The organism is Vibrio sp. SCSIO 43097 (genome assembly GCF_023650755.1).
Taxonomy (GTDB): Bacteria; Pseudomonadota; Gammaproteobacteria; order Enterobacterales; family Vibrionaceae; genus Vibrio; species Vibrio alginolyticus.
Genome location: NZ_CP071840.1, coordinates 1,987,960 through 2,003,031 on the forward strand (window position 1 = coordinate 1,987,960; position 15,072 = coordinate 2,003,031).

Sequence of the window (15,072 nt, forward strand, 5' to 3'; positions counted from 1 at the left end):
AAGATATTTAACATGAACATTTTACTTGCGATGATTCCTGCCTTTTTTTGGGGGACGACTTACGCTGTTACTCAGTTTACTCTACCGGACTGGCCTCCCGTTGTACTTGGCGCTCTAAGGGCACTGCCTGCGGGTCTTTTGTTGCTGGCAATAAAGCCCTCGTTTCCAAAAAGAAGTGAGTGGAAGGTGCTGCTTGTTTTAGGAACCATCAACATCGCTTGCTTCTTTGGCCTCATTTTTGTCATGGCGTTGACGCTTCCTTCTGCCATCTCTGGTGTTGGTATGGTTTCGGTCCCCGTTTTTGCGATGCTGTTTGGTTGGGCGGTCTACAAACGTCAGCCTAGTGGCATTCAAGCGATAAGCGGCGCAACTTTGATTGCTTTAGCTTGGTTCTTATTTGATCCTAGCTCTATTTCTCTCGAACCCGTGGGCTTACTTGCGATGATCTCCGCCATTATGTGCATCGTGATAGGAAGTAGCGTAACAAAGTCACTAGGTACAAAAATGCACTGGTGGACAGTGCTAACATGGCAGCTCATTTTGGGTGGCGTGATTATGTCTATCGCAACAAGTGTGCTGGCGATAAACAATCCAGAGCCATATGTTACAGTCGTTCAGGACGTATCCATGACGAATATTCTAGGGTTACTGTGGGTAATTATTCTGAACACCGCATTAGGGTATGGCATGTATGTATGGTTATTACAGCGGATGTCGGTCGTAGATTTTACCTTTGGTGGTATTGCAAACCCAGTCGCAGGCATTGTTTCGGGCCTACTGCTATTGGGGGAAACGTTCACTCCTCTGCAATACAGCTTAATGCTGGGAATGATCGTAATGTCATTACTACCTCAGCTCATTACGTCAATCAAAACGAAAAGAGCCGCACTCTCCTCCTAAGTAACGTTAATTCCTAACACTCTAGGAGTAATGAGAGTGTTAGGAATCCTCAAGTGTGAGCCTACCAGCAGAAATCAGCGCTAACCTAGGAAACTGGCACCTTTAAAGCGGGATGTTATGACGTTATGGCTATTAAGCGCTTGCAAGGTTAGTCAGGGGCTCTGGTTTAGCGTAAACATAACCTTGAATAAGGTAAATCGCATGCTGAGCCAGATATTCGACTTGAGCCTGGCTCTCTACACCTTCTGCAATCATCTCACATTCCGCTTTGTTCGCTGCAGACACAATTGAGTCCAGCACTTTCAATTTTTGGTCGTCAGATCCTATTGGATCAATAAACATCTTATCCACTTTTAAACATCGGATGCCCAAATCTTGTAGGTAAGAAAAGCCACCATATCCGGTACCAAAATCGTCAATTTTGAACTTGTAGCCTTTATTCGTTAAATACAAAATCTCTTTTTTCGCGGCCTCAGTGTCTTTTACTGGTATTCTCTCGGTCAACTCAAAATGAATTCTATTCGAGATTGGCCAATTTAACTCCGACAGCAACTTCGTTAATACGCCTGACTCTAAATGGGAGGAAACAATATTGATGCTGACCCACGTATGCTCGGGCAAGTCACTTAAGTCTTGTATGATTTTACGAATAAGCTGATTGGTCATCGGGATAATCAGGCCACTTTCTTCTGCAGCACCAATAAACATATTTGGTGGCACCATTCCATCACGCCGCGACCATCGAATCAGAGCTTCGTATCCTACTGTCTTACCATCGCGACTATCGACAATCGCCTGGTAGTAAGGAATAAATTCTGCATTACTAATCCCATTTTCAATTAGACCAGTAATGGATTTTCTCAAGCTTTTACCAGATATGTATGCAAAGGCAGTCGCAAGACCAGCAAGCACACTTACAAGACCGCCCCACAAAAGTACTCTTTCCTGAGCATAATTTTTAAGTTTTTCACCGCTGTATATCTTGATGAGCATGTTGGCTTGAGACTCTCCTGAAAAGAAAAACTCTTTTGAGAGTGCGTTTTCTTCTCCTGCAATATTCGCTTTGCCACGGCTTATCGTTAAATCACCAAATATTGGTTCATCATACTTAAACTCTACAAATAGGCAGTCTTTGCAAGGCGTTTTTATTACCTCGTTAACCCAACTGTTATCAAGCACCCAGAAGACTTCAACGTGTTCATTATCATAAATGACCATCCACTCTATTTGGTCATTCTGTTGCGGCAAAATAAGTGATGCGAAAAAGTTCTCATCCATCTGAAATCGTTCACTACTAGATGGGCGAGACACTTCACTACCAACCGTGGAACACGTTTTTCCGCCTTCTGTGGTCATCGCAATAAAACGAATGTAACGGTTATAAAAACGTGGGTCGCGTAAAGTTCTTACATCACTATCACTACAAGTAAAATCTAACTGAGCAATCTGCTTCACTATTGCTCCGTCCAAATAGGCAGACCTTTGATTTAAATAATCTACGTAAGCATCTATTTTCGACGCTTTTACCGAGTTGACGTAAAAGTTGGTTATCGAATGAAAGGCCACTACAAATATGGCGATGGGAACTAAGCCGAGTAAAATGGCATATCTTGTATTCTTTGTTATCAAAGTTCGTCCTGCTAATCTGTCAAGCAACCTAAGTGGGATATGAATACTATCTCATTTTTATAGTCCAAAAAGTGAGGAATGACGCTCAATAAAATTATAGACTCAAGTGGCTTTCAGATGTCGGGATTTAGAATGTGAGCACCAAACCACATTCGAGGAGAACAAAGTAGCGACTAAGTGGAAAGTAAGAACGAGCACAATTATTAAGTCATCCGTAATAAAAGTGACGACTTGGAGCTTGAGCAATACTTTTTAGATAGGCAGCAGATACGCTAAAAAACAAAAAGGAAACGATTGATGCCAACCGCTTCCTTGATTTGTTATTGCTATTTAAAAGCGCGTGAATTACGCCACTTCAAGAATCACTTTTTCCAACTTATCTAAACCTTCACTAAGCACTTCAGGCTCAATGGTTAGCGGCGGCAACAGACGAATCACGTTCGCTTTTACTCCACAAGAAAGCAGGATAAGGCCGTTTTCTTGCGCTTTAGAAATCACCGATTTGGTCATCTCTTGTAGCGGCTTACCTGATTCTGGGTCAGTAAATTCAATCGCCATCATCGCACCCGTAGTACGGATTTCACCAATAGCAGGCACAGATTGTTGCAGTTTGGTCATACGTGCATTGACCACTTCACCGATGCCAATCGCTTTGGCACACAAGTCTTCTTCTTCGATGATTTTCAGCACTTCAAGACCAGCAACACAACCGAGTGGCGAGCCTGCATAAGTACCACCTAAACCACCAGGCAGTGCGGAGTCCATTACATCCGCTTTACCAACAACAGCTGAGATTGGGAAACCACCAGCAATGCCTTTCGCCATTGTCATTAGATCGGGTTCAATGCCTAGGTGCTCCGTCGCAAACATTTTACCGGTACGGGCAAAACCCGTTTGGATCTCATCCGCAATCAGCATGATACCGTGCTTGTCACACAGCTGACGCAAGCCTTGTGCAAACGCTTCAGGTGCTTTGTAGAAGCCGCCCTCACCTTGTACTGGCTCGAAGATGATCGCCGCAACACGTGATGGTTCAATATCACAAGCAAATAGATCGTCGATCGCTTGTAAGCTTTGCTCAACGCTGATGCCGTGAAACGCATTTGGGTAAGGCGCGTGGTAGATTTCGTTCGGGAAAGGACCAAAGCCTGCTTTATATGGCGCAACTTTACCAGTTAACCCCATCGTCATATTTGTGCGACCGTGAAAGCCGCCTTTAAACGCTATCACGCCGCTACGGCCTGTATGAGCGCGTGCCACTTTTACGGCATTTTCGACCGCCTCGGCGCCAGTGGTTAGAAAGATCGCTTTCTTCTTAGTCTCACCTGGTGCAAGTTCTGTCAGCTTTTCTGCCAGCTCAACGAATGACGCATACGGCGTAACCATCGCACAGGTGTGCGAAAAGTTATCCAACTGAGCTTTGACCGCTTCGCTAATGCGCTTGTGAGAATGCCCGGTGTTAGTTACCGCGATACCCGCTGCAAAGTCGATGTATTTGTTGCCTTCGATATCCCATACGTAAGCGTTTTCTGCTTTCTCGACGTAAAGTGGGTACAATGCGCCCATACCTTGAGCGATAACTTGGCTTCTTCTTTCGTGTAGTTGTTGGTTTGTCATTGTTTTGTCCTTAATTAGTTGCCGCCAAAGCAGAGATATTTCACGTCCATGTATTCATCGATACCTTGTTTTGCTCCTTCACGTCCGATACCGGACTGCTTAACACCACCGAAAGGAGCCACTTCAGTAGAGATCATACCTTCGTTAATGCCGACCATGCCGTATTCGAGCGCTTCTGCGATTTTCCAAACACGGTGAATGTTTTGGCTGTAGAAATACGACGCGAGGCCGTAAATGGTGTCGTTCGCCATTTCGATCAGCTGTGCGTCACTGTCAAAACGAATCACTGGTGCGACAGGACCAAAGATTTCCTCAGAGACAATCTTCATGTCGTGAGTAACGTCTTTGAGAACCACTGGCTGCATAAATAGACCATCGAGCTTTTTAAGTTCTGAAACCGGCTTCGCGCCTTGCTCGATAGCGCCATCGATCAACGCTTGAATGCCTTGCTTCGCTGACTCGCTGATCACTGGACCAATGTTGACCCCCTCTTCCAATCCGTTACCAACTTTGAGCTGCTGAACCGCAGCGTCAAACTTAGCAACGAACTCGTCATACACTTTGCTGTGTACGTAGAAACGGTTCGCACAAACACACGTTTGGCCTGCGTTACGGAACTTCGACGCCATCGCACCCGCCACGGCTGCATCAATGTCGGCATCATCGAATACGATAAACGGCGCGTTGCCACCGAGCTCCATTGAGGTACGTTTAATGTCCGCCGCGCTTTGCTGCATCAGCACACTACCAACTTGGGTAGAGCCAGTGAAAGACAACTTGCGAATCAACGGATGCGAAGTGAAGATAGCACCGACCTGACGGGAGTTTTCCCCCAATACCACTTGCAGCACATCGCGAGGGATACCCGCTTGATAGGCAAGCTCTGCGACCGCAAACGCAGACAGCGGCGTAGATTCAGATGGTTTTACGACAAAGCTACAGCCTGCCGCTAAAGCTGGACCTGCTTTGCGCGTGATCATCGCAATTGGGAAGTTCCACGGTGTAATCGCACAGGCGACACCAATTGGCTGTTTGATGGTCACCAAACGCTTGTCTGCACTTGGGGCAGGAATCGTCTCACCGTAGGTACGTTTCGCTTCTTCAGCAAACCATTCGATAAAGCTCGCACCGTAAAGCACTTCACCTTGAGCTTCCGCTAGCGGCTTACCTTGCTCTAACGTCATCAAACGGCCAAGGTCGGCTTTGTTTTCTAACAGGAGTTGGAACCAACGATTGAGCATGCCAGCACGCATTTTTGCTGGCAGTGCCGCCCACTCTTTCTGCGCCACACTGGCACGTTCAATGCCATTTAAAATGTCGTTTTCGGTTGAGACTGGTGCGTACCCGAGGAGTTCTCCGGTCGCCGGATTAGTCACTGCAATGCCCTGTTGTGGATTCGCTACCATAAACGAAACAAGGCTTTGGTTTTGTATCTGTTGCATGGTCATTCCTTTTGACAACTCATCATCGCCGCTAAGCCAGCGGCGAGTTTATGTTTAAGCAGGGATCTGCTGCGTAATACAGTGAATGTTCCCTCCGCCGAGTAGAACCTCTCTCGACGGTATCGCGATGATTTGGTACTCCGGCATCGCGTTTTGCAAAATATCGATCGCCATAGCGTCGGTCTCTTCGTCCAGCATCGGCAAGAACACATGCTCGTTGACGATAAGAAAGTTCGCATAAGAGGCACTTAGGCGTTCGCCAGCTTGTCGACTCATTCCTGAACTGGCGTCAATGCCATTGGCTTCGCGCTCGCTGTAATGCAACGGACCCGGTAATGGCAAACGGACAATTTCAATCTCGCGCCCTCTCGCATCGTGCTGAGATTTCAGTACTTGTTCCGCTTGACGAGACAACGCGTATTGCGGATCGCTTGGGTCGTCGGTCCAACTTAGTACCACTTTACCCGGTGCGATAACGTGCATCAGGTTGTCGATATGGCCGTCTGTTTCGTCATTGAATAAACCATTTGGCAACCAAATGACTTTTTCGATACCGAGGTACGCCTTTAACTGCTCTTCGATTTGCGCTTTGCTCAACTGCGGATTACGTCCTGGGCTGAGTAAGCACTCTTCTGTGGTGTAAAGCGTGCCTTCACCATCGGTGTGAATCGCCCCACCTTCAAGTACAAACGGAGCACGGTAATGATCAATACCGATGATGTCGCATACCGAGCCAGCGACAAGATCGTCCTGCTGCCAGTTATCGTAAAGCCCGTTGTATTCGCCGCCCCACGCGTTGAATTGCCAACTAATCCCACGGCGCTCGCCCGCCTGATTCACGAGCACGGTCGGTCCAATATCGCGCATCCACGCATCGTTAAATGGGATTTCCACCAAACGTACATCTGAGTGAAGCATTTGACGCGCTCGGTCAAAGTTGTGCGAGCACACCGCCACACACACTTTGGTCACTTCCGCGATTAAGTTCGCGATTCTGGCAAAGGTTTCTTGCGCGGGTAATGCGTCATCACGCCAATTGTCTTTCCTTTCTGGCCACGCTAGCCAAACTTCACTAACCGGCTGAAACTCAGCCGGAAAATAGAAGCCATCTTGCGCTGGTGTTGTCGATAACTTCATGCTAACGCCTCTTTAAACAGCTAGCTTGCCAACGCTGGTGTAGAGGTCTGGACGACGGTCGCGGAACAAGCCCCACGCATGACGCGCTTTCGCTATCGCAGCGAGATCGATTTCTGCGTAAATGATGGTTTCACCTTCACGTGGTGCTTCGGCAATTTTTGCACCAGTGTGGTCAGTGATAAAAGAAGAGCCGTAGAACGTGGTCTCGATACCATCATCGACCTCAGTACCAACTCGGTTTGACGCGATGACTGGAACGAGGTTTGCTGCCGAGTGACCTTGCATTGTACGTTGCCAGTGATCACGTGAATCCAGTGTCGGATCTTGAGGCTCAGAACCGATTGCAGTTGGGTAAAAAATCGCTTCCGCGCCGTGCAGAGCCAAGCTGCGCGCAAGCTCTGGGAACCATTGGTCCCAACAAATGCCAGCACCGAACTTACCGAACTTGGTTTGCCACACTTTGAAACCGGTATCGCCAGGGCTAAAATAGTACTTTTCGCTGTAGCCCGGGCCATCAGGAATGTGTGACTTGCGGTAGTTATCTAGTACCGTACCATCGGCATCAATCATCACTAGCGAGTTAAAAAACGTGTTGCCCGCTTTTTCAAAGTAACTGACTGGAATAACGACGCCGAGCTCTTTAGCCAACGCACTCATCTCTTTAATAAGACGACAATTCTCCGTTTCTTCTGCAAGCTCGAAATACTTTGCTTCCTGTTTTTTGCAGAAGTAAGGCGCAGCGAACAGCTCTTGCGGAAGAATCACGTTCGCACCGTTTTGTGCTGCTTCACGAATCGCCTTTTTTGCTTTGGCTAAGTTATCTTCCAGATCCCAGCTTTTCGTCAGTTGAAGGGCTGCAAATTTCACCACTTTGCTCATTGGATATTCCTTATCTCTTAAATCGCCAGTTTGTCACGTAGGTTGTAGTAAGCCGCGCCCATTGCCGTAAACGGAATTTGGAAGTGGCGGCCACCTGGGAAGGAGTAATGTTTCAGTGCAGCAAACGCATCGAAACGTTCAGCGTGTCCGGTCAATGCTTCTGCCAGCAACTTGCCTGCGAGGTGAGTACACGTTACACCGTGACCGCTGTAGCCTTGTAGGTAGTAAATGTTGTCTGCAAACGAGCCAAATTGCGGCATGCGTGAGTAAGTCAGCAAGAAGTTACCCGTCCAGGTATAATCAATCTTGATGCCTTTCAATTGTGGGAAGACTTTCTCCATCTTCGGACGAATCAATGCTTCAATGTTTTCTGGGTCACGTGCGCCGTAAACCACGCCACCTCCGAATAACAAACGCTTGTCGGCGGTTAAGCGGAAGTAGTCAAGCAAGTAGTTACAGTCTTCAACGCAGTAGTCACTGGTCAGCACTTGTTTTAGCTGCTCATCACTCAAAGGCTGAGTCGCCACCACTTGTGTGCCACACGGAATCGCTTTGTTGCTGATGTTTGGTGCCAACCCACCAAGATACGCGTTACCTGCCAAAACCACGTACTTGCTCTTCACGCTACCTTGCGCCGTTTTGACTACTGGGTTAATCCCTTTGTCAATCGACACGACCGCCGACTGTTCGAAGATTTGGCCACCCAGAGAAATAAACGCAGCGGCTTCACCTAACGCGAGTTTAAGCGGGTGAATGTGACCACCGCGCATATCCAACAAGCCACCAGTGTACACTTTGGTCCCTACCGCTTGTTCTACTTCTCCTGCGTCAAGCAGAGTCAGTTGGTCGTTGCCGTAACGCTCCCAGTTCTTCTTATGCTCTTCTAGCCCTTTGAGTTGTTTACTATTCAGTGCCGTGAACAAGCCGCCTTGCTTGTAATCACAGTTGATGTCGTATTTGTCGATCAGACCACGGATGATATCGCCGCCTTCAAAAATCATATCGCACAGAGCTTTAGCTTGGTTTTGGTCGTAACGGCTTTCAATCACGTCAACATCTCGGCTGTAGCTATTAACGATTTGGCCGCCGTTACGACCAGTTGCCCCAAAGCCCACTTTTGCGCTTTCTAGCACAACAACTTTAAAACCTTTTTCCGCTAGGTGCAGTGCAGAAGAAAGACCAGAGAATCCCGCACCGACTACACACACATCGCACTCGATGTTGTCTTGTAATTGTGTGTATTCCGGCATGTTTGGCACAGAGTGCGCGTAGAACGAATCCGTATGCTTGTTCATAGAACTATTCCTTTATTTATCGTAATCGTCAGCAGGCTTAAGGATGGAGGCGAATCCAAGTGGTTTTGGTTTCGGTGAATTTTTCAATCGCGTGGAGAGACTTGTCTCGACCGTTTCCGCTCATTTTGAATCCACCAAATGGAACCGTCATATCACCTTCGTTGTAGTTGTTGACCCAAACCGAGCCGGCTTGCAGTCGTTTTGCTACGCGATGAACGCGGTTGATATTGCTACTCCAGAGTGCCGCGCCTAAGCCGTACTTCGAGTCGTTGGCAATCTCAATTGCTTGCGCTTCGTCTTTGAATGGAATGACACACAGCACCGGACCAAAAATTTCCTCTTGGGCGACACGCATCTTGTTGTCGACGTTGTCTAAAATGGTTGGGGAAACAAATGCGCCCTGCCCATCGACATCGCCGCCACAACGTACGTTTGCACCTTCTGATTCACCTAACGAGATGTATTCCAATACTTTTGATTTATGATCTTGGTCGATGAGTGCACCCATGGATGAACTTGGGTCCATTGGGTCTTTTGGCGTGAACGCTTTCGACGCTTGAATAACTTTTTCTAAGAACTGATCTTTGATGCTTTCGTGAACAAGCAGGCGGGTTGCCGCGACGCACACCTCACCTTGGTTGTAGAAACACCCTGCGGCGGTTTCTGCTGCTGCGCGGTCTAAATCATCACAATCTTCAAACACGATGTTCGCGTTCTTGCCGCCCGCTTCTGCAAACACGCGCTTTAGGTTGCTCTCACCCGATCTGACCATCAGTTGGCCTGCAATGCGCGTCGAGCCTGTGAAGGCGATGCAGTCTACGTCTTGGTGTTTCGCCAGCGCGTCGCCAGCTTCATGACCAAAACCCGTAACGACTTGGAAAACGCCTGTTGGTAAGCCCGCTTGAGAAGCAAGTTGACCTAGAAATATCGCGGTGAGAGAAGATTTTTCTGACGGTTTTAGAATCACGCTGTTACCAGCGGCTAAAGCAGGACCAAGCTTCCAGCACGCAAGCCAAAGGGGGAAGTTCCACGGTACAACCGCAGCAACCACACCAATTGGTTGATGAGAAATAAAAGCGTGTACATCTTTTTCGGTTGGGGCAACTTCGCCGTATACTTTGTCGATTGCTTCTGCGTACCAGCGTAATGCACTCGCCGCACCAGGGATATCGGTAGAGAAGCTGTGAGAGATAGGCTTACCGGTATCAAGCGTTTCTAGCAGAGCCAATTCTTCTTGGTTTTGATCAATCAAGTCAGCAAACTGTTTAAGCACTGCTTTGCGATGAGCTGGGCTGCTCTCGCTCCACTGACCGGATTGAAATGCTTGGCGAGCGTATGAAACCGCGAGATCAACATCTTCATTTTGGCAACGGGCGATTTCGGTGAATATCTCATCTGTTGCTGGGTTAACTACCGGGATGGTTTGCCCTGTTAAAGCGGCACTGTATTCACCGTTAATGTACGCCCTGTTTTCGATGTTTAGATTGTTTTTTAGTTCAATCCATTGCTCTTGGGTTTTCATACGCTCTCCTTGTGATCACACAAGGCAAGCCCCCACTAAAATGTGGTTGGCGTATGCGCACTTATCATTCGACAAGCCTTGTCTGTGTGATTTGTAAATCGATGGGGCTTCGTCGTATCAATAATGTACGACTCGCCCGCTGTTATGACATGAGATTGCCCTTTATATTCCAGAGTGATTTCACCCTCTAATACGGTGCCAATCTCTTCGCCTTCGTGTTTGATTTCTGCCGCACCAGTGGTTCCATAAGGTGCGTATTCCTCGATCAAGAATCCGATGACTTGATCTTTGTCGCCATTCGTTACCAGTTTCATGGACACCGTCTCGCTTCCGATTTCCACAAGATCTGACGGCTTGATGACTACTTTCACTTCATCGTACGAAGGTTGTTCAAAAGTGAAAAACTCTGATAACGATAAAGAAAATACATTAACGATTTTTTGTAGTGAGCTGACCGACGGGCTCACTTTGCCATTTTCAATGGATGAGATCGCACTGTGGGTAATACCAGCGCGCTCGGCGAGTTCCCTTTGTGACAATCCATGTTTTTTTCGTAACTGAACAATATTTTTACCAATCTCTTGATTGTCCATTCATACAGCTCCAAACGTTTAACGAGAGGTAGCCATCATAAATTCATTGAACAAAATTTGAGAGAAATGATTGGTTTTTGCTTCCCATTCTGGGTGCCACTGCACGCCAACGAAAAATTTTTGATTAGGAAGACTAAATGCTTCTACCAAGCCATCCGGGGCTTTAGCTTCTACTTGTAATAGAGGAGCAAGCTGATCGACGCCTTGGTTGTGTAGTGTGTTCACTTCAAAGAAGGTGGTATTTTCCCAATGATTTTGCACCAGCCATTGTTCAAATAAGCTCTGCTTTTGAACTAGCACAGCGTGTGCTGGCGCGTATTTTTGTTCGAAATCTTCAACAGGCGCTTCACGATGGTCATTGAAGCCGGAGTCATGAACGGCTGGGTTTAACGAGCCACCGAGTGCTACATTCATCTCTTGAAAGCCGCGGCAAATACCAAGGCACGGAATGTTTTGGTCAACCGCATGACGAATTAACGTGAATGAGAGCTCATCACGAGCTTCATCTTTGTAGCTCTCTTCGTGCGTTGCATTGTATCGATGTGGCGCAACGTTAGAGTGGCTGCCAGGAAAAAGAAAACCATCACATATGTCTAGGATGGTGGTTACGTCATTGCCCGACATGTCGGGAGCCAACATAATCGGTAGCCCTCCAAAATCCTTTATGGCGCGAAGGTAAAAGTCGTTGACCGCTTGTATCTGATAGCCACCCAACTCTTTAGCGCAGCTAACCACACCAATGATGGGTTTGTGTGTATCTGCCATGATATGTCCATGTTCAATTTATTTAACACAAACCCTACAAACCATGTACAAAATTATCAACACAGATGACCATTATTATCGTCACAACGTGATCTGACGCACTTTTTAGGCTTCAAAACTGAATATTTATGCTCATTATATTGAACAAAACAAAACCAACTGTTACAAAATAGTTAACAGAAAGACATAAGAACCAGCCGTTAAACATCAAAAACACAGTGTAAGTGCATGTTTAAATTAAAAATAACCTAAAAAACAAACAACTCGCTCAGAGTACTGTAATTTATTTGTTAATTTGGTTATTTCTAATTTCTACTCGTCAGGCTATTTGGAGAAGAAAATGGAATCGTATCTACAGGAAGTACAAAATTTTAAACAAAAATGGCCCGATATTGAATTTATCGATCTCATCTTTACCGATATAAATGCCACCCCAAGAGGAAAACGCATCCCGATAGATGCTCTAGAAAAACTGAATAAAGGTGTTGCCCTCCCCCTTTCGACCATCACCCTAGATACCAAAGGTAACGTCGTTGAAACAGCCGGGTTGGGAGAAGATCTCGGAGAACCAGATAACCTCTGCTATCCAATCAGCGGCACCTTAATGCCGACGGCAAAAGAACAAGTTGGTCAGCTACTGCTTAGTATGATGGATGAAACCGGGCAGCACCCTAACCCACTGTTCATCCGAAACATTCTCGCTTCTATATTGCAAACACTGCATGCTAAAGACCAATATCCTTGTGTCGCGCTCGAGCTGGAGTTCTATTTAATAGACAAAACCCGCGGCGAAAATGGCGAACCATTAACGGCAATTAACCCCACGAAAAAAACTCGAGAAAAAGATACCGAGGTTTACGACCTTGATGGACTAGATGACTACGCTGATTTCTTGGCCGACCTTAATCGAATTGCATTAGAACAAGGTTTAAACACTTCCGGAGCCCTATCTGAATCGGCACCAGGGCAGTTCGAAATCAACTTCAACCATTCTAAAGATGTACTTCGAGCATGTGATGAAATCATCATCGCAAAACGCTTGATTCGCCAGGTCGCTCATCAGCACGGATTTGACGCCACATTTATGGCGAAACCTTTTAGTGAGCAAGCGGGTAATGGCATGCACATTCACCTCAGCTTGGTTGATACAGATGGTAACAACCACTTTAGCCAGCCAGACGGTCAAGCGAGCGCCTTCTTCTATCAAACCATGGCAGCGATGCTGTCACAAACATCCGATGCCATGGCTCTAATCTGTCCTAACGTTAACTCTTACCGTCGCTTTGTTCCTGGCGCTTACGTCCCGACCAAAGCCGATTGGGGAGAAAACCACCGCGGTGTTGCGTTGCGTGTGCCTATCAGCGATAGCAAAAATCGCCGTATAGAGCATCGTATAGCAGGCGCTGACGTTAACCCATACATTCTCGCTGCAGTAGTACTTTCCGCAGTATTAGCGAGTGAAAGCTACACCAAAGATCAATGTCCACCGACTCTCAGTGATGATGCAATTGAGTTACCTCTGCGTATGTCAGAAGCTCTAGAGCGACTGGAGCACAGTGAGCTAGCTCAATACATCTCAAGAGATTTTATCGATTTGTATCTAGCTTGCAAACAGAGTGAACTCGCAGAATTTGAGCGAGCGATTACTCCATTGGAAATCGACTGGATGTTGCACTCGGCATAAACAAAGGAAATGAACTTTATGACTACGCAGACCAAGGCGCTGGATGCGCCTCTTAAAATCAACTCTCAACACATTATTGTTTCTTTAATCTCGGTTGCGACGTTTGTCTTTTTTACCACAATCGGTTTGAACCATGAGGAAGGCGAAGCCTACGGATGGATGAGTCTTTTACCAACGGCGTTGGTATTGGTCTTTGCGCTGACAACACACCGAACTGTGGAAGCCCTCTTTAGCGGCGCTATTGCCGGTGTTCTTCTGCTTAACCCAACTGAAGCGGTGGAACAGATTGTTGATATTTCCATGAGCGTAATGATGGATGAAACTATTGCTTGGATCATCCTCGTTTGTGGTTTGATGGGCGGCCTAATTGCTATTTTGGAGAAAGGCGGCAGTATCTTAAGCTTCTCCGACATGCTGGTCACGAAAGTAAAAAGCCGTAAGCAATCGATGCTGATGACCTTTGCTTTAGGTATTCTGATCTTTATCGACGATTATTTGAATGCGATTGCAATTTCTTCCTCAATGAAAAAAGTTACGGACGGCTACCAAATCTCGCGTGAAAAGCTCTCATATCTTGTGGATTCAACCGCCGCGCCTATCTGTATCCTCGTACCGATTTCCACTTGGGCAATTTTCTTCAGTTCGTTGCTAGAAGCAAACGGAGTAGCAGAAGCGGGAGATGGTATCAAAGCATACATTGAAGCTATTCCATACATGGCTTACGGCTGGGTAACGCTGGTGATTGTTTTGCTGGTTGCAATGGAAAAGATCCCAGATCTAGGTGCGATGAAAAAGGCAGAAAAGCGTGCGAAGAATGGTCAAGTTCGTCCAGACGGTGCAACAGATGTCGACTTTGGTCCCGATGTATCTGCACATACCAACCCAACCATGGGCCTTGTCAACTTCTTGTTACCAATGATCGTACTTGTTGCCGCAAGTTGGTATTTTGGTATCGATCTACTTGCTGGTGTTTTCGTCGCGTTAATCTTTACTATTAGCTTTTACGGCGCACAAAAACTGATCTCGATGAACGACATGTTCGAAGCTGTTTATGATGGCATTAAAGTTATGCTACTGCCGCTTGCGACCGTTATTGGTGGTTTCATGTTGAAATCGGTCAACGACTCATTGGGCGTCACGCAGTATGTCATTGAGACCGTCAGCCCTTACCTGTCAGCGTCTTACTTCCCTGCGATTATCTTTATGATTACGGGCGCGTTGGTATTTGCAACGGCATCGTCTTGGGGAACGTTTGCAGTAGCGATGCCAATTGTTCTACCTTTGGGCGAACAGCTTGGTGTGCCTCTACACTTAACCGTTGCAGCGCTGCTTTCAGCATCAGCGGCAGGGAGCCACTCTTGTTTCTTTAGTGACTCAACCGTGTTATCTGCACAAGGTTCAGGCTGTACAGCAATGCAACACGCAACCACACAGTTTCCTTATGCGTTGATTGGTATTGTTGCAACCGCGATTTTCTTCTTCATCATCGGTTAGCCCCTTTATCTAATTGCAAAACCCTGCTCAAAAATAGCGGGGTTTTGTTCTATCAAGTCAAATGATCCTCTTAAAACTACTTTACGCCCGTTCAGTGTAAAAATACTCAAAGATA

12 protein-coding genes are annotated in these 15,072 nt (G+C 46.7%); 3 read left to right on the forward strand and 9 right to left on the reverse strand.

The window, feature by feature from the left end; genetic code table 11:
* The first annotated feature begins 12 nt into the window (after nt 1–12).
* Nucleotides 13–900 (forward strand): DMT family transporter, encoded by an 888-nt coding sequence (locus J4N40_RS09790; RefSeq protein WP_250654223.1) that lies wholly within the window; start codon nt 13–15, stop codon nt 898–900.
* A gap of 132 nt (nt 901–1,032) precedes the next feature.
* Here the strand turns inward: J4N40_RS09790 and J4N40_RS09795 are convergent, their stop codons facing one another.
* From J4N40_RS09795 to J4N40_RS09835, 9 genes are all read right to left on the reverse strand, one after another.
* Entirely contained in the window at nt 1,033–2,529 is a 1,497-nt protein-coding gene (locus tag J4N40_RS09795; protein WP_239938553.1) for an EAL domain-containing protein, read from the reverse strand.
* 345 nt (nt 2,530–2,874) lie between these two features.
* Nucleotides 2,875–4,146, reverse strand: a complete 1,272-nt coding sequence (gene gabT, locus J4N40_RS09800; RefSeq protein ID WP_250654224.1) for a 4-aminobutyrate--2-oxoglutarate transaminase — start codon at nt 4,144–4,146, stop codon at nt 2,875–2,877.
* Between the two features lie 14 nt (nt 4,147–4,160).
* On the reverse strand, nt 4,161–5,588 hold the full coding sequence (locus J4N40_RS09805; RefSeq protein ID WP_198556797.1) for an NAD-dependent succinate-semialdehyde dehydrogenase: 1,428 nt from the start codon (nt 5,586–5,588) through the stop codon (nt 4,161–4,163).
* Between the two features lie 54 nt (nt 5,589–5,642).
* Entirely contained in the window at nt 5,643–6,725 is a 1,083-nt protein-coding gene (aguA, locus tag J4N40_RS09810; RefSeq protein ID WP_213966575.1) for an agmatine deiminase, read from the reverse strand.
* 12 nt (nt 6,726–6,737) lie between these two features.
* Nucleotides 6,738–7,604, reverse strand: a complete 867-nt coding sequence (gene aguB / locus J4N40_RS09815; RefSeq protein WP_033905196.1) for an N-carbamoylputrescine amidase — start codon at nt 7,602–7,604, stop codon at nt 6,738–6,740.
* A 17-nt stretch (nt 7,605–7,621) separates the two neighbouring features.
* Nucleotides 7,622–8,899, reverse strand: a complete 1,278-nt coding sequence (locus J4N40_RS09820) for an NAD(P)/FAD-dependent oxidoreductase (RefSeq protein ID WP_206970034.1) — start codon at nt 8,897–8,899, stop codon at nt 7,622–7,624.
* Between the two features lie 37 nt (nt 8,900–8,936).
* A complete protein-coding gene (locus J4N40_RS09825) occupies nt 8,937–10,421 on the reverse strand; it encodes an aldehyde dehydrogenase (protein WP_005377812.1) in 1,485 nt (494 codons plus the stop codon).
* Nucleotides 10,422–10,456: 35 nt separating this feature from the next.
* Nucleotides 10,457–11,014: an HTH-type transcriptional regulator PuuR gene (puuR, locus tag J4N40_RS09830; RefSeq protein WP_213964275.1), complete on the reverse strand. Its 558-nt coding sequence runs from the start codon at nt 11,012–11,014 to the stop codon at nt 10,457–10,459.
* A gap of 18 nt (nt 11,015–11,032) precedes the next feature.
* Nucleotides 11,033–11,779: a gamma-glutamyl-gamma-aminobutyrate hydrolase family protein gene (locus tag J4N40_RS09835; protein ID WP_169628436.1), complete on the reverse strand. Its 747-nt coding sequence runs from the start codon at nt 11,777–11,779 to the stop codon at nt 11,033–11,035.
* Between the two features lie 340 nt (nt 11,780–12,119).
* On the opposite strand from J4N40_RS09835, the gene J4N40_RS09840 reads away from it, so the two are divergent.
* Together J4N40_RS09840 and J4N40_RS09845 are read left to right on the forward strand one after the other, a co-directional pair.
* Nucleotides 12,120–13,463, forward strand: a complete 1,344-nt coding sequence (locus J4N40_RS09840) for a glutamine synthetase family protein (RefSeq protein ID WP_017820915.1) — start codon at nt 12,120–12,122, stop codon at nt 13,461–13,463.
* A gap of 18 nt (nt 13,464–13,481) precedes the next feature.
* Nucleotides 13,482–14,957, forward strand: coding sequence for a Na+/H+ antiporter NhaC family protein (locus tag J4N40_RS09845; protein WP_005377816.1), 1,476 nt, complete (start codon nt 13,482–13,484; stop codon nt 14,955–14,957).
* Nucleotides 14,958–15,072: the final 115 nt, after the last annotated feature.

What these genes read in the sequence shown, in the direction of transcription:
- J4N40_RS09790 (WP_250654223.1), top strand. Translation starts at nt 13, where the DNA reads ATGAACATTTTACTTGCGATGATTCCTGCCTTTTTTTGGGGGACGACT.
- gabT (WP_250654224.1), bottom strand. Translation starts at nt 4,146, where the DNA reads ATGACAAACCAACAACTACACGAAAGAAGAAGCCAAGTTATCGCTCAA.
- J4N40_RS09805 (WP_198556797.1), bottom strand. Translation starts at nt 5,588, where the DNA reads ATGCAACAGATACAAAACCAAAGCCTTGTTTCGTTTATGGTAGCGAAT.
- aguA (WP_213966575.1), bottom strand. Translation starts at nt 6,725, where the DNA reads ATGAAGTTATCGACAACACCAGCGCAAGATGGCTTCTATTTTCCGGCT.
- aguB (WP_033905196.1), bottom strand. Translation starts at nt 7,604, where the DNA reads ATGAGCAAAGTGGTGAAATTTGCAGCCCTTCAACTGACGAAAAGCTGG.
- J4N40_RS09820 (WP_206970034.1), bottom strand. Translation starts at nt 8,899, where the DNA reads ATGAACAAGCATACGGATTCGTTCTACGCGCACTCTGTGCCAAACATG.
- J4N40_RS09825 (WP_005377812.1), bottom strand. Translation starts at nt 10,421, where the DNA reads ATGAAAACCCAAGAGCAATGGATTGAACTAAAAAACAATCTAAACATC.
- puuR (WP_213964275.1), bottom strand. Translation starts at nt 11,014, where the DNA reads ATGGACAATCAAGAGATTGGTAAAAATATTGTTCAGTTACGAAAAAAA.
- J4N40_RS09835 (WP_169628436.1), bottom strand. Translation starts at nt 11,779, where the DNA reads ATGGCAGATACACACAAACCCATCATTGGTGTGGTTAGCTGCGCTAAA.
- J4N40_RS09840 (WP_017820915.1), top strand. Translation starts at nt 12,120, where the DNA reads ATGGAATCGTATCTACAGGAAGTACAAAATTTTAAACAAAAATGGCCC.
- J4N40_RS09845 (WP_005377816.1), top strand. Translation starts at nt 13,482, where the DNA reads ATGACTACGCAGACCAAGGCGCTGGATGCGCCTCTTAAAATCAACTCT.